The 21,618-nt window shown below is 69.6% G+C and carries 15 protein-coding genes; 12 read left to right on the forward strand and 3 right to left on the reverse strand.

The annotated features are described in order from the left end of the window. Positions 1-34: 34 nt before the first annotated feature. The 11 genes from purB (at position 35) to FHQ07_RS01455 (ending at position 12,612) form a co-directional block, all read left to right on the forward strand. On the forward strand, positions 35-1,399 hold the full coding sequence (gene purB / locus FHQ07_RS01405) for an adenylosuccinate lyase (RefSeq protein WP_139714999.1): 1,365 nt from the start codon (positions 35-37) through the stop codon (positions 1,397-1,399). 5 nt (positions 1,400-1,404) lie between these two features. After that, a complete protein-coding gene (bla, locus tag FHQ07_RS01410) occupies positions 1,405-2,307 on the forward strand; it encodes a subclass B3 metallo-beta-lactamase (RefSeq protein WP_139715000.1) in 903 nt (300 codons plus the stop codon). Next, positions 2,304-3,485 carry a cupin domain-containing protein gene (locus FHQ07_RS01415; RefSeq protein WP_240703524.1) on the forward strand — a complete coding sequence of 394 codons (1,182 nt, stop codon included), beginning with the start codon at positions 2,304-2,306 and terminating at the stop codon, positions 3,483-3,485. The genes bla and FHQ07_RS01415 overlap by 4 nt, the downstream gene beginning before the upstream one ends. Next, positions 3,482-4,405, forward strand: a complete 924-nt coding sequence (locus FHQ07_RS01420; protein ID WP_139715002.1) for a GNAT family N-acetyltransferase — start codon at positions 3,482-3,484, stop codon at positions 4,403-4,405. Before FHQ07_RS01415 ends, FHQ07_RS01420 begins: the two co-directional genes overlap by 4 nt. Before the next feature lie 168 nt (positions 4,406-4,573). Next, positions 4,574-7,408, forward strand: a complete 2,835-nt coding sequence (locus FHQ07_RS01425) for a 2-oxoglutarate dehydrogenase E1 component (protein ID WP_139715003.1) — start codon at positions 4,574-4,576, stop codon at positions 7,406-7,408. A gap of 45 nt (positions 7,409-7,453) precedes the next feature. After that, positions 7,454-8,650 carry a dihydrolipoyllysine-residue succinyltransferase gene (sucB, locus tag FHQ07_RS01430; protein WP_139715004.1) on the forward strand — a complete coding sequence of 399 codons (1,197 nt, stop codon included), beginning with the start codon at positions 7,454-7,456 and terminating at the stop codon, positions 8,648-8,650. A gap of 57 nt (positions 8,651-8,707) precedes the next feature. After that, positions 8,708-10,138: a dihydrolipoyl dehydrogenase gene (gene lpdA, locus FHQ07_RS01435; protein ID WP_139715005.1), complete on the forward strand. Its 1,431-nt coding sequence runs from the start codon at positions 8,708-8,710 to the stop codon at positions 10,136-10,138. Between the two features lie 75 nt (positions 10,139-10,213). Further along, positions 10,214-10,567, forward strand: coding sequence for a DUF3147 family protein (locus FHQ07_RS01440; protein ID WP_139715006.1), 354 nt, complete (start codon positions 10,214-10,216; stop codon positions 10,565-10,567). Continuing rightward, complete coding sequence (locus FHQ07_RS01445; protein ID WP_139715007.1) at positions 10,564-11,175, forward strand: LOG family protein; 612 nt, start codon at positions 10,564-10,566, stop codon at positions 11,173-11,175. The genes FHQ07_RS01440 and FHQ07_RS01445 overlap by 4 nt, the downstream gene beginning before the upstream one ends. After that, the gene (locus FHQ07_RS01450) at positions 11,172-12,164 is read left to right on the forward strand and encodes a YhdH/YhfP family quinone oxidoreductase (RefSeq protein WP_139715008.1); all 993 of its coding nucleotides are present in this window, start codon (positions 11,172-11,174) and stop codon (positions 12,162-12,164) included. Before FHQ07_RS01445 ends, FHQ07_RS01450 begins: the two co-directional genes overlap by 4 nt. A 70-nt stretch (positions 12,165-12,234) precedes the next feature. Further along, positions 12,235-12,612, forward strand: a complete 378-nt coding sequence (locus FHQ07_RS01455; RefSeq protein ID WP_139715009.1) for a response regulator — start codon at positions 12,235-12,237, stop codon at positions 12,610-12,612. Positions 12,613-12,655: 43 nt separating this feature from the next. On the opposite strand, the gene FHQ07_RS01460 is transcribed toward FHQ07_RS01455, so the two are convergent. Further along, on the reverse strand, positions 12,656-13,564 hold the full coding sequence (locus FHQ07_RS01460; RefSeq protein WP_139715010.1) for a DnaJ C-terminal domain-containing protein: 909 nt from the start codon (positions 13,562-13,564) through the stop codon (positions 12,656-12,658). 100 nt (positions 13,565-13,664) lie between these two features. On the opposite strand from FHQ07_RS01460, the gene FHQ07_RS01465 reads away from it, so the two are divergent. Next, positions 13,665-14,147 (forward strand): peroxiredoxin, encoded by a 483-nt coding sequence (locus tag FHQ07_RS01465; RefSeq protein WP_139715011.1) that lies wholly within the window; start codon positions 13,665-13,667, stop codon positions 14,145-14,147. A gap of 13 nt (positions 14,148-14,160) precedes the next feature. Here the strand turns inward: FHQ07_RS01465 and pbpC are convergent, their stop codons facing one another. Continuing rightward, the gene (pbpC, locus tag FHQ07_RS01470) at positions 14,161-16,542 is read right to left on the reverse strand and encodes a penicillin-binding protein 1C (RefSeq protein ID WP_139715012.1); all 2,382 of its coding nucleotides are present in this window, start codon (positions 16,540-16,542) and stop codon (positions 14,161-14,163) included. Between the two features lie 7 nt (positions 16,543-16,549). Further along, positions 16,550-21,499, reverse strand: a complete 4,950-nt coding sequence (locus FHQ07_RS01475) for an alpha-2-macroglobulin family protein (RefSeq protein ID WP_139715013.1) — start codon at positions 21,497-21,499, stop codon at positions 16,550-16,552. Positions 21,500-21,618: the final 119 nt, after the last annotated feature.

Genomic DNA, 21,618 nt, shown 5'->3' on the forward strand with positions numbered 1-21,618 from the left:
AGAATTGCGGTTCCCACCGCCTGCCCTGGTCGCCATGTCCGACGCCCTCACCGCCCTGTCCCCGCTCGATGGCCGCTATGCCGGCAAGGTCGATGCCCTGCGCCCGATCTTCTCCGAATACGGCCTGATCAAGGCGCGGGTGAAGGTGGAAGTGGAATGGCTGCTGGCGCTGGCGAACGATCCCGGCATCGCAGAGCTGGAGCCGTTTTCCGAAGCCGCCGCGGCGCGCCTGCGGGCGCTGGCCGAGGGGTTCTCGGTCGAGGACGCGGCGCGGGTGAAGGCGATCGAGGCCACCACCAATCACGACGTCAAGGCGGTCGAATACCTGATCAAGGAACGCCTGAAGGACGATGCGGAGCTCGGCCCGGCGCTGGAATTCGTGCATTTCGCCTGCACCAGCGAGGACATCAACAACCTCAGCTATGCGCTGATGCTCAACGAAGCGCGGCTGTCGGTGCTGCTGCCCAAGCTCGACGCGCTGATCCAGAAACTGCGCGCGATGGCGCACGAACACGCCGCGCTGCCGATGCTCTCGCGCACCCACGGCCAGACCGCCTCGCCGACCACGGTGGGCAAGGAACTGGCGAACGTGGTCGCCCGCCTGCAGCGCCAGGGCGAAGTGCTGGCGGGCCTGCCGATGCCGGGCAAGATCAACGGCGCGGTGGGCAACTACAACGCGCATGTCGCCAGCTATCCGGACATCGACTGGCCGGCGTTCTCCAGGCATTTCGTCGAATCGCTGGGCCTGGACTGGCAGCCGTACACCACCCAGATCGAGCCGCACGACGGCGTGGCCGAACTGTGCGACGTGTCCAAGCGCATCGACACCATCGCCATCGACCTGTGCCGCGACATCTGGGGCTACATCTCGCAGGGCTATTTCAAGCAGGCGGTGAAGGCCGGCGAAGTCGGCAGCAGCACCATGCCGCACAAGGTCAACCCGATCGACTTCGAGAACGCGGAAGGCAATTTCGGCATCGCCAGCGCCCTGTTCGAGCACTTCTCGATCAAGCTGCCGGTCAGCCGCTGGCAGCGCGACCTCACCGACTCCACCGTGCTGCGCGCGCTCGGCACCGCCTTCGGCCACATGCTGATCGGCTTCGATGCCCTGCAGCGCGGCTTGAACAAGCTGAGCGTGAATCCGGAACGCCTGGCCGCCGATCTCGATGCCAGCTGGGAAGTGCTGGCCGAGGCCGTGCAGACGGTGATGCGACGCCACGGCCTGCCGAATCCGTACGAACAGCTGAAGGCGCTGACCCGCGGCCAGGGCATCACCGAGGCCTCGATGCGCGAGTTCATCGCAACGCTCGATCTCCCGGCTGCCGACAAGCAGCGCCTGCTCGAGATGACGCCGGGCCGCTACACCGGCCTGGCCGAGCGACTGGCGCGGGAGATCTGATCCCGATGCCGCGACTGTCGCTGCCTGCCGCCGCCCTGCTCCCGCTGCTGCTCGCGGCCTGTGCCGCGACCCACGACGCCGCCAAAGCGCAGGCCGCGGCGAACGCGGCATCGGCCTGCAGCGACGATGCCGGCTGGAGCGACCCGACCCCGCCGCGCAAGATCTTCGGCAACAGCTGGTTCGTCGGCACCTGCTCGATCAGCGCGGTGCTGGTGACCTCGCCCGATGGCCATGTGCTGATCGACGCGGCGACGGAACAGGCCGCGCCTTCGGTGGAAGCCAACATCCGCGCGCTCGGGTTCCGGGTCGAGGACATCCGCGTGATCCTCAACACGCACGAGCACAACGACCATGCCGGCGGCATCGCCCGGCTGCAGCGCGACAGCGGCGCGCGCGTGCTGGCGCGCGCGATCGCCGCCGAAGCGCTGCAGGCCGGCCATGCCGACCGCCGCGACCCGCAATTCGAAAGCAGCGACGGCTTTCCGCCGGTAGCCAACGTGTCCGTCCTTGCCGATGGCGACAGCGTGCGCGTCGGGCCGCTGCAGCTGCGCAACCTGCCCAGCCCCGGGCATACCGCGGGCGGTTCCGGCTGGGCGTGGCGCAGCTGCGAAGGCGCACAATGCCGCGACATCGTGTTCGCCGACAGCGCCACCGCGCTGTCCGACAAGGCCTATCGCTACGGCGAACACCCGCAGTTCGTGGCCGCGTTCCGCGCCGGCCTCGATGCCCTCGGCTCGTTGCCCTGCGACATCCTGATCACCACCCACGTGCAGACCAGCGACCTGCTGGCGCGGCTCGACGGCAAGGCGCCGCTGGTCGACCCGGGCGCATGCCGCGCCTATGCCGCCAACGCGCGCGCCAACCTGGACCTGCGCCTGGCCAAGGAAGCAGCCGGAGAATCGCCATGATCGAAATCGATGCCGGCAACGGCCCGCATCCGCTGGGCATGTCCCCGCAAGAATTCCTCCGCGGGTACTGGCAGAAGCAGCCGCTGCTGATCCGCAACGCCTTCCCCGGATTCGAGTCGCCGCTGCAGCCCGAAGACCTGGCCGGGCTCGCCTGCGAGGACGGCGTGCTGGCCCGCCTGATCGAGCACGACAAGGCCAACGACGCCTGGCGCGTGCGCCACGGGCCGTTCGCGGACAGCGACTTCCCGGCGCTGCCCGACCACGACTGGACCCTGCTGGTGCAGGACATGGACAAGTGGGACGCCGACATCCGCGCCCTGCTGGCGAGTTTCACCTTCATCCCGCGCTGGCGGATCGACGACGTGATGATCAGCTTCGCCGCTGCCGGCGGTTCGGTCGGCGCGCACGTCGACCAGTACGACGTGTTCCTGCTGCAGGCGCAGGGCCGCCGCCGCTGGCAGATCGATGCCGGCAAGAACCCGCCGCTGGGCTTCCGCGCCGACGTCGAGCTCAAGCTGCTGCGCGAATTCGCCCCCACCCACGACTGGGTGCTGGAACCGGGCGACATGCTCTACCTGCCGCCCGGGGTGCCGCACCACGGCGTGGCGGTCGACCACTGCCTGACCTTCTCGGTGGGCATGCGCGCGCCGAGCGCGGCGGAACTGCTGGGCGATTTCGTCGACACCCTGGCCGCCGATGCGCCGGAGGAACTGCGCTTCGGCGATGCCGACCTGGTTCCGCCGAAGGATGCATACGAGATCGATGCCGCCGCGATGGCGCGCGCGGTCGAAGCGCTGAACCTGCTGCGCATGCGCGATCCCGACAGGCTCGGCGACTGGTTCGGCGGGTTCATCACCACCTATCGCAACGCGGTCGAGCCGGCGGCGGACGAAGCGCCGCGCCCGCGCATCGAAGTCGAATGGGACCTGGCGCATGGCGCGTCGCTGCAGCGCCATCCGTGGTCGCGGATGGCCTGGCGCAAGGCGACGAAGGCGGCGCGCCTGTACGCGGGCGGCCGCGTGCTGGCCATGCCGGTGCGCGATGCGCAACGCCTCGCCGCCGCCGAACAGGTGGACGGCGGCCTGTACGAAGGCCTCGGCGAAGCCGGCCGCGACGCGGTGTTCGAACTGCTCGAGGCGGGCCATTACCGCCTGCAACTGGCGGACGAGGACGCATGAGCGACAACGATCCCGCGCTGCAACCGTTCCGCGTGCAGCTGGTGGATTTCACCGCCGCGCTGGCGGAACTGCGTGCGGTGCGGGATGAGGTGTTCGTCGGCGAGCAGAAGGTGCCGGTCGAGCTGGAGCACGATGCGCTCGATCCGCTGTGCACCCACGCCCTCGCCCGCCTGCTCGACGCAACGCCGGTCGGCACCGCCAGGCTGACCCCGGACCACCACATCGGGCGGATGGCGGTGCGCGCGCCGTGGCGCGGCCGCGGCGTCGGCGATGCCCTGCTGCTGGCGCTGGTGGACGAGGCGCGCAAGCGCGGCTGGCCGGACGTGCACCTCAATGCGCAGGCGTCCGCCATCGGCTTCTACCTGCGCCACGGTTTCCAGCCGGTGGGCGAACGCTTCTTCGAGGCTGGCATCGAGCACCAGGCGATGGTGCTGGCGCTTTCCGGGCCGCAGCGGATCGAGACGCGCGCGGCCGCCATCGAATCGGCGATCCGCGCGATCGACAGCGCCCGCCGCAGGGTGTGGATCCGCAGCTTCGACCTCGAGCCCTGGCTGTATGCGGATGCCGAGCTGCTGTCCGCCCTGCGCCGCTTCGCCACGACCGGTCGCGGCAACGAAGTGCGCGTGCTGCTGCACGACGCGGCAGCCCCGCAACGCGCGCATGCGCCGCTGCTGGCCCTGGCCCAGCGCCTGCCCAGCATCTTCCTGTTCCGCGAACTGGACGACCCGGTGGACCGCAACGATCCCACCGCCTTCCTTGCCGGCGATGGCGGCGCTTACTACCACCGCAACCTGGGCGAACGCATCGAAGGGGAGGCCGAATCGCTGGCCATGGCCCGCGTGCGCCAGTTGCGGACCGGCTTCGACGACGTCTGGGAGCGGTCGCGCCCGGTCAGCGAGTTCCGCGCGCTGGGCCTGTGAACCCGCCGGCTCCGTCCACTGGATAAACGTCCGGCGCAGGCACGTGATGCAGCGCGCAACCGCCTGCGGCTATAATTCCCGTCCTTTCACCCGCCCATTCAGCGGGCTCCGGCCGGATCGCAAAAGCCATCCGGATCAACCACTTACCGATAAGACGCCTCCCACGCCATGGCGGATAGTCTCCTGAAGCAATTTGCCCAGTCCTCGCAACTCGGCGCCAATGGCGCCTATATCGAGGATCTGTACGAGCAATACTTGGTCGCGCCCGACAGCGTCGGGCCGAAATGGCAGCAGTATTTCGACGGCCTCAAGGGCCGCGAAGCCGGCGACGTGCCGCATTCGGTCGTCATCGACCAGATCGCCGAGGCGGGCAAGCAGGCCGCGCGCGGCGTGGTGTCGGCGTCCGGCGCCGGCGACGAACGCGAACGCGCGGTCGGCAAGCTGATCACCGCCTACCGTTCGCGCGGGCACCTGGCCGCCAACCTCGATCCGCTCGGCATGACCGTCAAGCCGGATGCGCCGGACCTGGCGCTGGGCTTCCATCGCCTGTCCGAAAGCGATGCCGGCAGCGAGTTCAGCACCGGCGGCGTCGCCGGCCGCGAGCGCATGAAGCTGGGCGAACTGCTGGCCCTGCTGAAGGCGACCTATGCCGGCAGCGTCGGCGCCGAGTTCATGCACATCACCGACGCCGAGCAGCGCCGCTGGATGTACGACCGGCTGGAAACGGCGGCCGGCAACTACGGCCGCACCGCCGCCGACAAGAAGCGCATCCTCGAACGGCTAACCGCCGCCGAGGGCCTGGAGCGCTACCTGCACACCAAGTACGTCGGCCAGAAGCGCTTCTCGCTGGAAGGCGGCGATTCGCTGATCCCGCTGCTGGACGTGATGATCCAGCGCGCCGGCGGCGACGGCGTCAAGGACATGGTGATCGGCATGGCCCACCGCGGCCGCCTCAACGTGCTGGTCAATACCCTGGGCAAGCCGCCGCGCAAGCTGTTCGACGAATTCGAAGGCAAGTTCGAGCACACCCGCGAAGGCGACCACGCGCACACCGGCGACGTGAAGTACCACATGGGCTTCTCCGCCGACATCGCCACCCCGGGCGGCCCGGTCCACCTGGCGCTGGCGTTCAATCCCTCGCACCTGGAGATCGTCGATCCGGTGGTCGTCGGCAGCGTGCGTTCGCGCCAGCTGCGCCGCGGCGACAGCGAGCGCAAGCAGGTGCTGCCGGTGCTGCTGCACGGCGATGCCGCGTTCGCCGGCCAGGGCGTGGTGATGGAACTGTTCCAGATGTCGCAGGCGCGCGGGTTCCGCGTCGGCGGCACCGTCCACATCGTGATCAACAACCAGGTCGGCTTCACCACGAGCGCCACCGAAGACGCGCGCTCGACCCTGTACTGCACCGACGTCGCCAAGATGATCGGTGCGCCGATCCTGCACGTGAACGGCGACGATCCGGAAGCGGTCGCGTTCGTGGCCGAACTGGCCTACGACTTCCGCCAGCGCTTCGGCAAGGACGTGGTCGTCGACCTGGTCTGCTACCGCCGCCACGGCCACAACGAGGCCGACGAGCCGGCCGCGACCCAGCCGCTGATGTACCAGAAGATCCGCGCGATGAAGACCACGCGCGAGCTCTACGCCGCGCGCCTGACCGCGGAAACTGCGATCGCCGAGGCCGACGCGCAGGCGCTGGTCGATGGCTACCGCAACAAGCTGGACGCCGGCGAAGTGACCACCGGCGTGGTGCAGGTCAAGGCCGACGAATTCACCGTGGACTGGTCGAAGTACCTGGCCGGCAAGCTGTCCGATCCGGTCGATACCAGGGTTCCGCGCAAGACGCTGGATGCGCTGGCCGCGCAGATCAACGCGATCCCGGACACGGTCAAGCTGCATCCGCGCGTGGCCAAGATCTACGAAGACCGCCGCAAGATGGCCGCCGGCGAGCAGCCGGGCGATTGGGGCTTCGCCGAGAACCTGGCCTACGCGACGCTGGTCAAGGAAGGCTACCGCCTGCGCCTGGTCGGCCAGGACTGCGGCCGCGGCACCTTCTTCCACCGCCACGCGATCCTGCACGACCAGGCCACCGACAATTACTACCTGCCGCTGCGCGAACTGGTCGAGAACAAGGAAGACGTGACCATCATCGACTCGCTGCTCAGCGAGGAGGCGGTGATGGCCTTCGAGTACGGCTACGCCACCGCCGACCCGATGACCCTGGACATCTGGGAAGCGCAGTTCGGCGACTTCGCCAACGGCGCCCAGGTGGTCATCGACCAGTTCCTGGCCGCCGGCGAAGCGAAGTGGGATCGCCTGTGCAGCCTGGCCCTGTTCCTGCCGCATGGCTACGAAGGGCAAGGCCCCGAGCACAGCTCGGCGCGCCTGGAGCGCTTCCTGCAGCTGTGCGCGCTGGAGAACATGATCGTCTGTGCGCCCACCACCCCGGCGCAGGACTTCCACATGATCCGCCGGCAGATGCGCATGAGCACGCGCAAGCCGCTGGTGGTGATGACGCCGAAGTCGCTGCTGCGCCACAAGCTGGCGGTGTCGACCCTGGACGAACTCGCCAACGGCGAATTCCAGCGCCTGATCCCGGACACGAACGCCACCGCGAAGAAGGTGAAGCGCGTGGTCGTGTGCTCGGGCAAGGTCTACTACGACCTGCTCGACGAAGCGCAGAAGCAGGGCATCGCCGATGTCGCGCTGGTCCGCGTCGAGCAGCTGTATCCGTTCCCGCGTCCGGAACTGACCGCCGAGCTCAAGCGCTTCGCCGCCGCGAGCGAAGTGATCTGGTGCCAGGAAGAACCGCAGAACCAGGGCGCGTGGTACCAGATCCAGCACCACCTGCGCGCCTGCCTGCAGCCGAAGCAGTCGCTGAACTACGCGGGCCGCGCGCGTTCGCCCTCGCCCGCCGCCGGCCACCTGGCCGAGCACGTGGAAGAGCAGAACGCGCTGGTCGCCGACGCGCTGGTCAATCCGGTCACCGGCGACATCGTCGTCGACTGACCCCTTCCACAGCTCCATATTCCGCATTTCCGACAGGACGCCCTCATGGCCATCGAAGTCAAAGTCCCGGTTCTCCCCGAATCCGTTTCCGACGCCACCATCGCCAGCTGGCACAAGAAGGCCGGCGACGCGGTCAAGCGCGACGAGAACCTGCTCGACCTGGAAACCGACAAGGTGGTGCTGGAAGTGCCCTCGCCGGTCGATGGCGTGCTGAAGGAGATCAAGTTCGCCGAAGGCGCCACCGTCACCAGCCAGCAGGTCATCGCGGTGATCGAGGAAGGCGCCGTCGCCGCCGCCCCGGCCGCCGCTGCAGCAGCACCCGCCCCGGCCGCCGCCGCACCGGCCGCGCCGGCGCCCGCGAAGGCCGCCGCGCCGGCGCCTGCCGCCGCATCGAACGACCTGCCGCCGGGCGCGCGCTTCGCCGCCACCACCGCCGGCGTGGATCCCGCCGACGTGGCCGGCACCGGCCGCCGCGGCATGGTCACCAAGGAAGACATCGTCAACTACGCCAGCGGCAAGACCGCCGGCGTGGGCGGCGGCGCGCGTCCGGAAGAGCGCGTGCCGATGACCCGCATGCGCGCCCGCATCGCCGAACGCCTGATGCAGTCGAAGAACAGCATCGCCATGCTGACCTCGTTCAACGAGGTCAACCTGGGCAAGGTCATGGCGATGCGCAAGGAGCTGGGCGAGTCCTTCGAGAAGGCCAACGGCATCAAGCTCGGCTTCATGAGCTTCTTCGCCAAGGCCGCCGCCAACGCGCTGCAGCGCCACCCGATCGTCAACGCCTCGGTCGACGGCAACGACGTGATCTACCACGGCTACGCCGACATCAGCATCGCGGTCTCCACCGACAAGGGCCTGGTCACGCCGGTCGTGCGCAACGTCGAGCGCCTGTCGTTCGCCGACATCGAGGGCCAGATCGCCGAGTACGCGAAGAAGGCGCGCGACGGCAAGCTGGGCCTGGAAGACCTGCAGGGCGGCACCTTCACCATCACCAACGGCGGCACCTTCGGTTCGCTGATGAGCACGCCGATCGTCAACCCGCCGCAGTCGGCGATCCTCGGCATGCACGCGATCAAGGAACGCGCCATCGTCGAGAACGGCCAGGTGGTCGCCGCGCCGATGATGTACATCGCGCTCAGCTACGACCATCGCATCATCGACGGCAAGGATGCGGTGCTGTTCCTGGTCGACATCAAGAACCAGCTCGAGAATCCGCACCGGATGCTGCTGGGCATGTAATCGCACGAAGCCCCGCGATGCGGGGCTTCCTGTTTGAACGCAAAGGAATCTCTGCCAATGAGCGAAGTACAGAATTTCGATGTGGTGGTGATCGGTGCCGGCCCGGCCGGCTACCACGCCGCCATCCGCGCCGCGCAGCTGGGCCTGAAGACCGCCTGCATCGACGCCGCGCTGGGCAAGGACGGCAAGCCGGCGCTGGGCGGCACCTGCCTGCGCGTGGGCTGCATCCCGTCCAAGGCGCTGCTGGATTCCAGCCGCCAGTTCTGGAACATGGGCCATCTCTTCGACCAGCACGGCATCAGCTTCGACAAGCCCGCGATCGACGTGAAGAAGATGGTCGCCCGCAAGGACGGCATCGTGAAGCAGTTCACCGGCGGCATCGCCGCGCTGTTCAAGGCCAACAAGGTCAGCGCGTTCTACGGCTACGGCCAGCTGCAGCCGGGCAACATCGTCAAGGTCAAGCAGCACGACGGCAGCGAAGTCGAACTGCACGGCAGCAACGTGATCATCGCCGCCGGTTCGGATTCGATCGAGCTGCCGTTCGCCAAGTTCGGCGAGCACATCATCGACAACGTCGGCGCGCTGGATCTCGAAGCCGTGCCGAAGCGCCTGGGCGTGATCGGTGCCGGCGTGATCGGGCTGGAGCTGGGCAGCGTGTGGAAGCGCCTGGGTTCGGAAGTGACGATCCTCGAAGGCCTGCCGAATTTCCTGGCCGCCGCCGATGCGGAAGTGAGCAAGGTCGCCGCCCGCGAGTTCAAGAAGCAGGGCCTCGACATCAAGCTGGGCTGCAAGGTCAGCGGCACCGAGGTCAAGAAGGATGGCGTGCACGTCAGCTACACCGACGACAAGGGCGCCGCGCAGGAAATCGTGGTCGACAAGTTGCTGGTCGCCGTCGGCCGCCGCGCCGCGACCAAGGGCCTGCTGGCCGATGGCACCGGGGTGAAGCTCAACGAGCGCGGCCAGGTCGAGGTGGACGAACACTGCCACACCGGCGTGGACGGCGTGTGGGCGGTCGGCGACTGCGTGCGCGGGCCGATGCTGGCGCACAAGGGCTTCGAGGAAGGCATCGCGGTGGCCGAACTGATCGCCGGCCTGCCCGGCCACGTCAACTTCGACACCATCCCGTGGGTGATCTACACCGAGCCGGAAATCGCCTGGGTCGGCAAGACCGAGGAGCAGCTGAAGGCCGAGGGCCGTGCCTACAAGGCCGGCAGCTTCCCGTTCGCGGCGGTCGGCCGCGCGGTGGCGATGGCCGAACCGGCGGGCTTCGTGAAGGTGCTGGCGGATGCCGAGACCGACACCATCCTCGGCATGCACCTGGTCGGCGCCAACGTCTCCGAACTGGTCCACGAGGGCGTGCTGGCGATGGAGTTCAAGGGCAGCGCCGACGACCTGGCGCGCATCTGCCACGCGCACCCCAGCCTGTCCGAAGCCGTGCACGACGCGGCGATGGCGGTGCACAAGCGGGCGATCCACAAGGCCAACTGATCGCTCCATCCGCTGCATCGACGAAACGGCGCCCGCGTGGCGCCGTTTTCGTTTCCGGCGCGCGATAATCCGGGCATGAACCTGCAATTCCTGCTCAAGCTCGCGATCACGGTGGCGCTGGTGCTGATCGCCTCCGGGCTGTCGAAGCGCCCAGGCGTGCTCGGCGCGCTGGTGGCGGCGCTGCCGGTGACCTCGTTGCTGGTGCTGGGCTGGCTCTACGTGGAAACCCGCGACGCGCAACGCGTTGCCGGCATGTCGATGGACATCTTCTGGTTCGTGCTGGGCGGCTTGCTGTTTTTCCCGGCGCTGAGCCTGTCGCTCAAGGCCGGTTGGCAGCCGTGGCTGTGCTTCGCCCTGGCCGGGCTCGCCGGCTTCAGCGGCATGAGCGGCGTGCAATACCTCCTCACCCATTTCAGGACGACGGCTTGAACACGATCTGCGTCTATTGCGGTTCCAATGCCGGCAGCGACCCGGCGTATGCAGCACAGGCGAAGGCACTCGGCGCGCGCCTCGCCGCCGACGGCATCGCGCTGGTGTACGGCGGCGGCAATGTCGGCCTGATGGGCATCGTCGCCGATGCCGTGCTCGACAACGGTGGCGAAGTGATCGGCGTGATTCCGCAGCAACTGGTCGACTGGGAAGTCGCGCACCGCGGCGTGACCCGCCTAGAAGTCGTCGACTCCATGCACACCCGCAAGGCGCGCATGTTCGAACTGGCCGACGGCTTCGTCGCCCTGCCCGGCGGCTTCGGCACGCTGGACGAGATGTTCGAGATGCTGACCTGGCGCCAGCTCGGCCTCGGCAAGAAGCCCTGCGCCTTCCTCGATGTCGGCGTCTTCTGGCAACCGCTGATGGCGATGCTGGACACCATGATGCGCGAACGATTCCTGCATCCCGACCAACGCAATGATCTCTGGCACGGCGACGACATCGACGCCCTGCTCGCCTGGATGCGCGGCTACCAGCCGGCGCAGGCCGACAAATGGCTGGACGAGAAGCGCCGCAGCCAACTCAAGCTGACCACGGACGACGTATGACCCTGCCGACGAGTTTCCGCGCCTTCCGCATCCACAACGACGCCGCCGGCTACCGCAGCGGCATCGAAGCCATTGCGCTGGACGACCTCAATCCCGGCGAGGTGGTGGTCAAGACCGCGTATTCCTCGGTCAACTTCAAGGATGCGCTGGCCGGCACCGGCAAGGGCAAGATCCTGCGCCGGTTCCCGCTGGTCGGCGGCATCGATGTCGCCGGCCATGTCGTGGCATCGACCGATCCCGCCTTCAGGGAAGGCGATGCCGTGCTGGTCACCGGCAGCGGCCTCAGCGAGACCCGCGACGGCGGCTACGGCGAATACGCGCGTCTGCAAGCGAAGTGGGTGGTCGCCCTGCCCGCCGGCCTGTCCTTGCGCGAATCGATGATCCTCGGCACCGCCGGCTTCACCGCGGCGCTGGCCCTGCTGCGCATGACCGAGAACCGGCAGACGCCGGAGCTCGGCCCGCTCGCGGTCACCGGCGCGACCGGCGGCGTGGGTTCGCTGGCGGTCGCCATCTTCCGCAAGGCCGGCTACGAGGTGCATGCGGTCAGCGGCAAGCCGGAGCATGCGGACTACCTGAAATCGCTGGGGGCCAGCGAAGTGCTCGGGCGCGAGGCACTCTCGACCACCGCGCCGATGGCGTCCGCGCGCTTCGGCGGCGGGCTCGACAACGTCGGCGGGCCGATGCTGGCCGCGCTGCTGGCGCAGACCGCGCCCTACGGCAATGTCGCCAGCGCCGGTCTTGCGGCATCGCCCGAACTGTCGGCCACCGTGATGCCCTTCATCATCCGCGGCGTGTCCCTGCTCGGGGTGGCTTCGGCCGGCACCGCCCGCGACATCCGCGACGAGGTCTGGCAACGCCTTTCGTCGGCATGGAAGCCCGCCGGTCTGGACGCGATCTGCACCCGCGAAACCGGCCTGGACGGACTGCCCGCCGTCTTCGAGACCATGCTGGCGGGCGGCTCGCTCGGGCGTACCGTGGTGCGCCTCTAAAATCCTTGCAGACCCGCTTGCGGGCGCACCGCCGGCCGCTACAATCGGCTCGCAACCACGGGGAAACCAAATGGCACGCATCCTGATCGTCGACGACTCGCCCTCGCAGCTGATGGGCATCCGCCGCATCGTCGAAAAGCTCGGCCACGACGCACTGACCGCGGAGGATGGCGCCGCCGGGGTGGAAGCCGCCAAGCGCGAGATTCCCGACCTGATCCTGATGGACGTGGTGATGCCGAACCTCAACGGCTTCCAGGCCACCCGTTCGATCACCCGCGAGGCCACCACCAAGCACATCCCGGTGATCCTGGTGACCACCAAGGACCAGGACACCGATCGCGTCTGGGGCATGCGCCAGGGCGCGAAGGCCTACATCACCAAGCCGTTCAGCGAGTCCGAACTCTCCGAGCTGATCGCCCAGTACCTGGGCGGCGCCAGCGCGGCCTGAGCCAGCCGGCTCGCCAACCCGGCTTGCATTCGCTGGCGCGCGTTCAGGCGCGCCGCCAGTCGTCCCCGAACGCGTCGCGCATCCGCGCATAGGCCTCGCGCTGCGCATCGTCGTGCGCGCGCGGCGCGAGGATTTCCAGTTCGACGATCTGGTCGCCGGCCGGCGCGCCCGCCGTGCCCGGCAAACCGCGCCCGCGCAGGCGCAGCTTGCGGCCGGATTCGGAATCGGCGGGAATCTTCAACTCCACCGCGCCGCCCAGGGTCGGCACGCTGATCGTCGCCCCCAGCGCCGCTTCCCAGGGCGCCACCGGCAGCACGTGGACCACGTTGCGGCCATCGACCTCGAACTGCGGATTCGCCGCGTATTCGATCTCGAGCAGCAGGTCGCCGCCGCCGTTGCCCTGCTTCGCCAGGCGGATCGACTGGCCGGGCTTGATGCCCTTGGGCACGCGCACCTCCAGCGTGCGGCCGTTGATGCCGACGCGCACGCTGCTGCCGTTGTAGACCGCCTCCAGCGGCACCGCGAAGCGCGCGCGGGTATCGCCCGGCGGCTGCGGCCCGCGCGGGCCCGCCTGCGCGCCGCCACGGCCGCGGCCGAACATCTGCTCGAAGAAGTCCGAGAACCCGCCGCCGGCGCCGCCGCCGGCGAAGATTTCGTCGAAATCGAAATCCGGTTGCCCGCCCGGTCCGCGATGGAAGCCTCCCGGCGGAGGCCGCACCTCGTCGCCCGGGCGGTAGCCGCCGGCGCGCAGCTGGTCGTAGGCCTTGCGCCTGGCCGGATCGCGCAAGGCCTCGTAGGCCTCGTTGACCGCCTTGAACTTGTCCTCGGCGCCCGCTTCCTTGCTGACGTCGGGGTGGTACTTGCGGGCAAGGCGGCGATACGCGGTCTTGATCTCCGCATCGCCCGCGCTCGGCTCCACGCCGAGGATGCCGTAGTAGTCCTTGAATTCCATGCATGCTCCGCGACGCCGGTTGCGGCGTCGACAAGATTATCCGAAGACGGCGCAGGCAAGGTTTAGACTGCGCCAACCCCATCGAGATAAGGCCCGAGCGATGTCGATTCAACCCGGCGAACGCATCCCCGAAGCGATCCTGCAGTACGTCCGCGACGGCGTGCAGAAAATCGACACCGACACCCTGTTCGAAGGCAACAGGCAGGTGCTGTTCGCGGTCCCCGGCGCATTCACCCCGACCTGTTCCGAACGCCACCTGCCCGGCTTCGTCGAGCACTACGAGGCGTTCCGCAACAAGGGCGTCGGCGTGGCCTGCATGGCGGTCAACGACCCGTTCGTGATGCATGCCTGGGGCGAGAGCCAGCACGTGCCGCCGGGACTGCGCATGCTGTCCGACGGCAACGGCGAATTCACCCGCCTGCTGGGGCTGGAGATGGACGCCAGCGCCTACGGGATGGGCACGCGCAGCAAGCGGTTCGCGCTGTATGCGGAGAACGGCATCGTGAAACAGGTGTTCGTGGAGGCGCCGGGCGAGTTCCGGGTCTCGTCCGCCGAGCACGTGCTGGCGAACCTGCCGGGCTGACGCCTGCGCGCGCTCAGGGCGCGAGCACGCGGAAACGCAGGGCGTGCCAGGCGCCGTTGTCGGCCAGCGCGGTGAGTTCGTGCTGGCCGGCCACATCGAAGTCGCGCACGAAAGACTGACTGCCGGCGGTTTCGCCGATCCAGCGCCCATCGAGCAGCCATTGCACGCGCGTCGAGGCGCCCAGCGCACGCAGGGAAAGGCGTACGCCGCCAACGGCACCGGGGGCCCGCGCCAGGGTGGCACCGTCGTTCACTCCTTCGATGCGCAGCGATTGGCCGGCATCGCGGCCGTCATCGCGGCAATCCGGCGCGAGCGGCGGCAGGCGCGACGCGTCGCGCCATGCGGCCGGCAGCCACGGCGATGCCAGCGCCGGCCAGCGCGCGATGCGCGCATCGCGCGCCTGGTGCGGCATCGTGCAGTCGGCGGAGAGCCGCATGCCCGTCTTCGCATCCGCCGCGAACACCTCGATGCCGGGACTCCATAGTCGCGCATCGCGTTCGGCGAAGGTCGGCGGCACCGCCTGGTCCAGCACCCAGGCCTGCAGGCGCTTCTGGCACAACGCCGGCGGCTGGGCATCGGCGGCGGTGCCCAGCGGCCAGCAGACCTCGGTTTCGGACACGCTCGCGGGCCTGGGCGGACGCGGGTCGGCGTTGCCGCGCGGCAGGCTGTCGACCACCTCGAACAGCAAGGGCAGCGCCGTCGCCGCGCCGTACTGGCCGGGCAATGGCGTGCCGTCCGGCCGTCCCACCCACACGCCGACGGTGTAGCCGCGCGTGCCGCCGATCGCCCAGGCATCGCGGAAGCCGTAGCTGGTGCCGGTCTTCCACGCGACCCTGGGTCGGCGGCCGGTATCGAAGGTGTCGTCGCGCTCGCCGGGGCGCGGGTTGCCGGCCAGGATCTCGCGCACGATCCAGGCCGCGCCCGGCGACAACAGCCTGCGCTCGATGCGCGGATCGCCGGCGGTGTAGCGCACGCGGCCGGCGATGCCGCCGCGATGCAGCGCCGCGAACGCGCCGACCAGGTCCTCCAGCCGCGCGCCGGTGCCGCCGAGGATCAGCGACAGGTTGGGACTCGCCCCGCGCGGGAATTTCAGCGCGATCCCGCCGCGTTCCAGCCGCGCCGCGAAGCGCACCGGGCCGACCCGGTCCAGCAGGTCCACCGCCGGCACGTTGAGCGACAGGCGCAGCGCCTCCGCCGCGCCGACCGGGCCGTTGAACGCGGTATCGAAATTCGACGGCCGGTAGCCGCTGAACGATTGCGGCGCGTCCACCAGCAGGCTTTCCGAGTGGATCAGGCCGTCGTCCAGCGCCATGCCGTAGAGGAAGGGCTTGAGCGTCGATCCCGGCGAACGCCAGGCCTGCACCATGTCCACGTCGCCCAGCCGGCGCTTGTCGCCGAACGCGACCGAGCCGATGTAGGCCCGCGCCTCCAGGCTGGCGTTGTCCACCACCAGCAGCGCGGCCGAAGTGCGCGGCGGCAGGTCGGAGAAATACGCAGCGACGCGCTCTTCCAGCGTGCGCTGCAACGCCGGGTCCAGGGTCGAGGCGATGCGCGCGGCCGCCGGATGCGCGACGCGCAGGCGCTGCGCGAGCAGCGCGGCGTCCATCGGCGGGCGCAGGCTGCGCGAGACCACCGGTTCGATCCGCGCATCGTCCACCTGCGCGCGCGTCCACGCGCCGCTGCCGGCCATGCGCGCCAGCAGCTTGTCGCGCGCCGCCTGCGCGGCTTGCGGTGCGCGGTCCGGGCGCAAGCGGCTGGGCGCCTGCGGCAGCACGGCCAGCAAGGCGGCTTCGGCATGCGAGAGCCGCGCCGCCGGCTTGCCGAGGTAGGCCCAGCTCGCGGCCTGCACGCCCTCGATGGTGCCGCCGAACGGCGCGCGATCCAGGTACAGGGTCAGGATTTCGCGCTTCGAGAGGTGCGCTTCCAGTTGCAGCGCGCGCAACAGCTGGCGCAGCTTGCCCGAGGGCGTGCGCGTGCGCGCTCCGCGCAAGCCGGGATCGATGATGCGCGCGACCTGCATGGTCAGGGTCGAACCGCCGGAGACGATGCGCCGGCTGCCCAGCAGTTGCCCGCCCGCGCGCAACAGGGCCAGCGGATTGATGCCGGGATGGCGCCAGAACCAGCGGTCCTCGTAACCGAGCAGGGCCTGCAGGTAGAGCGGCGAGACCTGTTCCGGCGTGGTCGGGTAGCGCCACACGCCGTCGGCATCGGCGAACGCGCGCAGCGGGCTGCCGTCGCGGGCGACCACCAGCACGCTGGCATCGCGCCGGGTCGGCAACGGCAGCGGGAACAGCAGGTCCAGCAGCAACAGCGACGCCAGCAGCGCCACCGCGCCCCAGCGCAGCCAGGGCAGCAGCCGGCGCCAGCGCGGGCGCGAACCGCTTGCGTGCTTCATCGCGCGATCAGGGCTGCACCACCGTGATGCTGGCCGGCACCGACTTGCCGACGCCGCGCAGCATCGGGCGGTACATGTCCTCCACCAGCGGCGGCGGTGCGGTGTAGCTGCCCGGCGTCACCGCGCGCACCAGGTAGAACACCCGCGCCTTGCCGCCCGCCTCCAGTTTCAGCGCGGCCACGTAGCGGTCGTCGCGGAATTCCTCGTGGCGGATCTCGGCCTCGCCGCCGCGTTCGGCGATGTTGATGCCGTCGACCACCACGTCGGCCCACTGCTTGCCGTCGCCCAGGTTGAAGTTCTCGATCTCCAGGCCCGCCGGCAGCAGGTCGGTCAGCAATGCATCCGGCATGTCGCGGTCGGCGGTGACGGTGACGCGCACGATCAGCGCCTCGCCTTCCTTCAGCGCCCGCGGCGTCCACGGCTTGCCATCGGTGCCGTACAGCGCGCGCTCGACCTTGATCACGCTGGCGTCCTCCGGCGGCGCGCTGCGCGGCACGCCGGCCACGTCCAGGCTGGCGTAGAACGGCGGCTTGCCTTGCGGCACGAAGCGCACGCCGCCGCCGAGCGCGGCGTAGTCGAAATCGCGGCCGAAGGCCTTCGTCGCGGCGATCGCTTCCTCCCCCCCGCCCGCCTGCAACGTGCCCGCAACAAGCTTGGCGTTGTCCGCCGACAGCGCCTTGCCCAGCCTGGCCAGCGCGATCTGCTCCTGCGTGCTCAGCCAGAACCACGGCGCCTTCCTGCGCGCATCGAGTTCGCGGCCGATGTCAAGCACGCGCGCGTCGTAGGCCGGCTTGGCATAGCCGCGCTCGTGGGTCAGCGCCAGCATCAGCGCATCGTCGCGCAACGGGCTGTCGTAGCCGCCGAGGTAGCCGGGGCGGTCGCCCTTGAACGCGAAGCCTTCGGCGATCGCCTTCTCGCCGCGCGCCTCGTCGCCCTGCATCGCCAGCGCCAGGCCCAGGTGCACCAGCGGCAAGGCGGTCAGGCTGCGCTTGCGCTCGTTGTCGTACAGCGCGCGCAGGGTGCCCAGCGGCGCGCGATTGACCCGCGCCAGCACGTAGCCGGCGTGCGCCTGGTAGGCGAACTTGAGGTGCTCGCGATGGTCGCGGCCGTAGAACTCGTGGCCGCCGGCCAGCAGGTCCTCGCTGAGCCGCTGCAAGGCCTTCTGCAGCACCGCGTCGGGGATCGCGAAACCGCCCTCGCGCGCATCCAGCAGGAACTCGACGATGTACGGGGTCAGCGCGGGATCCACGTAGTCGTCGCTGCCCCACATCGAGAAATGGCCGGTGGCCACCTGCATCGACGCCAGCCGCCCGAACGCGCCGTCCATGCGCGCGCGCCGCTTCTCGGCATCCAGCCCGGAAACCCCGAACTGCTTCGCCGTCGCGGCATCCAGCTCCAGCGCGGCATAGCCCTTGCTGGTGGTCTGCTCGGCGCAGCCGTAGGGATAGTCCAGCGCCCCCTGCAGGGCCGCGGCGAAGGGGATCGGCGGCAGCGCGCTGACCATCATCCGCGCGCGCACCGAACCCGGCATGAGGCCATCGGCGAATCCCGCGTCCAGGGTCGCCGTGCCGCCCTCGCCCAGCACCTGGCTGCGCGCGCGCACCACCGCCGGCCACGCCGGCCGCACCGGCAGGTCGTACTTGCGGTCGACCTTGAAGCCGTTGCCGTCCACCCGCACCCGCACCTGCGCCACGCGGTAGCCCTCGCCGGCCGCCAGCGGGAAGCTGAGCGTGGACTTGGCCTCGCTGGCCAGGGTGGTGGCGCGGTCGCTGTCGCCGATGGAGACCGGCCCGATGCCATCCACCCGCACCTTGAAGCTGCCGGCCTTGCCGGTGAAGTTGGTGATGTCCAGGCTGACGGTGCTGCGGTCGCCGGGCGCCATCACCCGCGGCATGCTGGCTTCGGCCACGATCGGCGCGCGCACCACGGTTTCCGCGTCGCGATTGCCGTATTGGGTGTCGGAGTACACCAGCGCCGACACCCGCAGCGTGCCGTTGAAGTCCGGCACGGCGAGCGCGACGCGCGCATTGCCCTTCGCGTCCAGTTGCACCGGCCCGGCGAACAGGTCCACGGTCTGCACCCGCGCGGTCGGCCGCCGCGCCTGCGGCAGCGCGGCCAGCGCCATGTCGCCGCCGAAGCGCAGCTTGGCGGTGCCGCCGTCGAAGCTTTCGATCACCCGGCCGTAGATGTCGTAGGCGTCCACGCCCAGGCGGCGCTGGGCGAAGAAATGCGCGTTCGCGTCCGGCACCGGGAACCGGGTGATGTTGAGGATGCCGACGTCCACCGCCGACACCGTCGCGAACGCGCGCTTGCCGGCGAGTTGCGGCGCGCTGAGCGTGACCTGCAGCGGCTGTTCCGGCCGCACCTGCTTCTTCACCGACAGGCCGACGGCGACGCGGCGGTCGCGACGGTCCATCGGCACCCAGGCCTCGCCGACCGCGCGCGCCGGGGTGATCTTGCTGGTCGCGCTGCCGCCGCGGAACACCAGCGCGGTCACGTACACGTCGTGGCGCTCCCAGTCCTTGGTCACCGGGATTTCGACCACCGTGCCGGGCTTGGCGTCCACCGCCTGCACGAACAGCATGCGGTCGCTTTCCACCATCACCAGGCCCTTGCCCGCGTGCGGCGGGGTCAGGGTGGCCTTCAGCGTGTCGCCGGCGCGATAGGCGGTCTTGTCCAGCGCCAGCTTGACCTTGTCCGGGCGCGCATCGAGCCCGCGGTTCTGGTCGTCCCAGCCCCAGCCGGCGCGGAACGGATAGCGCATGGTCAGCCTGGTCGCCGGATCGAACACCTCGATGCGGTAGTCGCCCCATTCCACCGGGAAATCGAAGCGCACGGCAGTGGTGCCGACGTCGATGGCACGCGTTTCCACGGTCTGGAAGCGGCGGGTGAAGTCGTAGTCCCAGCCGCTGTCGTCGTCGTGCGTCCAATGGTAGTCGCGATGCTCGCGCACCAGGCTGATTTTCAGGCCTTTCGCCGGGCGCGGCTGGCCATCGCTGCCGAAGCGCATCAGCTCGAAGCGCGCGTTCGCGTTGGCGTCCGCGCCGTCGGTGTCGTCGAACAGCGGGTGCACGCCGACCAGGGCATCGGCCGGCCACAGCACGCGCTCCACGCTGCGGTTGACGCTGCGCCCGCCGGATTCGTACAGGCTGCCGGACACCACCGCCTTCACCGGGGTATTGCCCTTCACTTCCTTCGGCAACGCGATGTCCTGGCGCAGCTCGCCCTGCGCATCGAGCGCCGCGTCGACGGCATCCTTCGCCTCCTTCGGCAGTTCGACCGTGGGATCGCCGAAGAACCAGCCCTTGGCCTGCGCCAGCGGATGCTGGTCGACCATCACCGCGAGCCTGGCCGTGAAGCGGTTGCCCGCTGCCGGCGCGCCGTACAGGTAGGCGCCCTCCGCCTGCAGGCGGAACGGCTGGCCGGTGCGCAACACCGCATCGTCGCTGTCGAGGTCGAGCTTCATGCGCTCGGGCAGGAATTCCTCGATGCGCAGGGTCATGCCCTGCACCGCGTCCTTGCTGGCCGGGTCGGTGCGGAACTCGACCTGCCAGCGGCCGGTCGGCGCTTCCTGCGGGATCTGCTTCTCGAAGCGGAAGTAGCCCGATGCTTCGGGCTGGATCCGCGATTCGACGAAGATCTTGCCGTCCGGCTGCTTCAGCCGCACGAACAGCGACTGCGACTTGCCATCCCTGGCCGTCACCGGCTTGCCGTCGAAGTCGCGCAGCAGCGCGGAGACGCGCACGGTTTCGCCGGGACGGTAGAGGTCGCGCCCGGACCAGGCGAACACGTCGAACCAGGCCTGCTCGCGCCCGCTCACCGCGAATTCGGACAGGTCCAGCGCCGGCTGGTTGAACGGCAGCATCGACACGTCCTTGCCGCGCGCCGCGGTCAGCACGTGCGCCGCGTCCAGCGTGTAGTCCAGCAGCGCATTGCCGTTGCCGTCGGTGGCGGCCTTGAACACCGGCTCGCCGCGCGCATCCAGCACCCGCAGGTCGACGCCGGCCAGCGCGCCGCCGTCCTCCAGCGAGGCGGTGTGGACGAACAGCTTGTCCTTGTACGCGCGCACGTGCAGGCCGATGTCGCTGACGCTGAAGAACGCGGTGTCGTATTCGTCCTTGAACGCGCCGGCCTTCTTCATCACCGCGAAATACAGGCCCGGCTGCTGCAGCTCGGCGATCTCGCCGATCGGCAGGTAGGTCAGCACGCGTTCGTTGCGTTCGCCGCCCAGCACGAAGCGGTTGACGTACACCGGCTCGGCCAGCTTCGAGATCGGCGGGCGGCTGTCCGGATCGTCCTTGTCGTACCAGGAGGGATCCAGCTCCCAGCTGCCGCGGCGCCCGCCGCGCTGGTATTCGGCGAAGAACCTGGGCAGCGAGGCGTCGCGCACGCGCAGGAACTCGACGTCGACCTCGGCCACGTTGACCGAGACCACCGGCAGGCCGCGCGATTCCTTCGCCGGCAGCACGCTGCCCTGCGAGGCGAAGCCGACCGCCGGTTCCAGCTCGCCGGTGAACACCTTCAGTTCCTGGTCGCGGCCGAGCTTGCTGCCGTCCGCCGCGACCAGCGCGCCGGAGACGCGCAGGGTGACCGTGCTGTTGGCCGGCACGTGCGGGTAGCGCAGGATCTTGCCGTCGTCGGACAGCGTCCAGCTGCTGCCCTCGCCCACGCGTTCGGCGAAGGTCAGCAGCTTGTCGAATTCCTGGGTGCCGACCAGCGGTCGCGAGAACTCCACCGCGATGGCCAGGTCGTCGCGCCCCTGATCCGGATACGCGCGCACCAGGGCGAAGCCCTTGACCGCCTCGCGCTTGCCCTTGATCGCCTCGCCGCTGGCGGCCGGCAGCTGCCCGGACGGATTGCGCTTGCAGGCGGGCAATCCCGCCGCCAGCGCGGCCAGCAGCAACAGCGCCAATGCACGGCGCAGCAGGCGCCCAGTCGATTCCCCGCGCAATCCCATGTCGGATCCATCCAGGCCAGGTGGTTTCGAGTATAGGACGCGCTACGGACCGGGAATCGGCCGGCTCCTGCGCAAACGAAAAGCCCGGCATTCAGCCGGGCTTTTGCCGTTGCGCCGGT

The sequence above is a fragment of the Thermomonas aquatica genome, from assembly GCF_006337105.1.
Classification (GTDB): domain Bacteria; phylum Pseudomonadota; class Gammaproteobacteria; order Xanthomonadales; family Xanthomonadaceae; genus Thermomonas; species Thermomonas aquatica.

What these genes read in the sequence shown, in the direction of transcription:
- purB (WP_139714999.1), top strand. Translation starts at nt 35, where the DNA reads ATGTCCGACGCCCTCACCGCCCTGTCCCCGCTCGATGGCCGCTATGCC.
- bla (WP_139715000.1), top strand. Translation starts at nt 1,405, where the DNA reads ATGCCGCGACTGTCGCTGCCTGCCGCCGCCCTGCTCCCGCTGCTGCTC.
- FHQ07_RS01415 (WP_240703524.1), top strand. Translation starts at nt 2,304, where the DNA reads ATGATCGAAATCGATGCCGGCAACGGCCCGCATCCGCTGGGCATGTCC.
- FHQ07_RS01420 (WP_139715002.1), top strand. Translation starts at nt 3,482, where the DNA reads ATGAGCGACAACGATCCCGCGCTGCAACCGTTCCGCGTGCAGCTGGTG.
- FHQ07_RS01425 (WP_139715003.1), top strand. Translation starts at nt 4,574, where the DNA reads ATGGCGGATAGTCTCCTGAAGCAATTTGCCCAGTCCTCGCAACTCGGC.
- sucB (WP_139715004.1), top strand. Translation starts at nt 7,454, where the DNA reads ATGGCCATCGAAGTCAAAGTCCCGGTTCTCCCCGAATCCGTTTCCGAC.
- lpdA (WP_139715005.1), top strand. Translation starts at nt 8,708, where the DNA reads ATGAGCGAAGTACAGAATTTCGATGTGGTGGTGATCGGTGCCGGCCCG.
- FHQ07_RS01440 (WP_139715006.1), top strand. Translation starts at nt 10,214, where the DNA reads ATGAACCTGCAATTCCTGCTCAAGCTCGCGATCACGGTGGCGCTGGTG.
- FHQ07_RS01450 (WP_139715008.1), top strand. Translation starts at nt 11,172, where the DNA reads ATGACCCTGCCGACGAGTTTCCGCGCCTTCCGCATCCACAACGACGCC.
- FHQ07_RS01455 (WP_139715009.1), top strand. Translation starts at nt 12,235, where the DNA reads ATGGCACGCATCCTGATCGTCGACGACTCGCCCTCGCAGCTGATGGGC.
- FHQ07_RS01460 (WP_139715010.1), bottom strand. Translation starts at nt 13,564, where the DNA reads ATGGAATTCAAGGACTACTACGGCATCCTCGGCGTGGAGCCGAGCGCG.
- FHQ07_RS01465 (WP_139715011.1), top strand. Translation starts at nt 13,665, where the DNA reads ATGTCGATTCAACCCGGCGAACGCATCCCCGAAGCGATCCTGCAGTAC.
- pbpC (WP_139715012.1), bottom strand. Translation starts at nt 16,542, where the DNA reads ATGAAGCACGCAAGCGGTTCGCGCCCGCGCTGGCGCCGGCTGCTGCCC.
- FHQ07_RS01475 (WP_139715013.1), bottom strand. Translation starts at nt 21,499, where the DNA reads ATGGGATTGCGCGGGGAATCGACTGGGCGCCTGCTGCGCCGTGCATTG.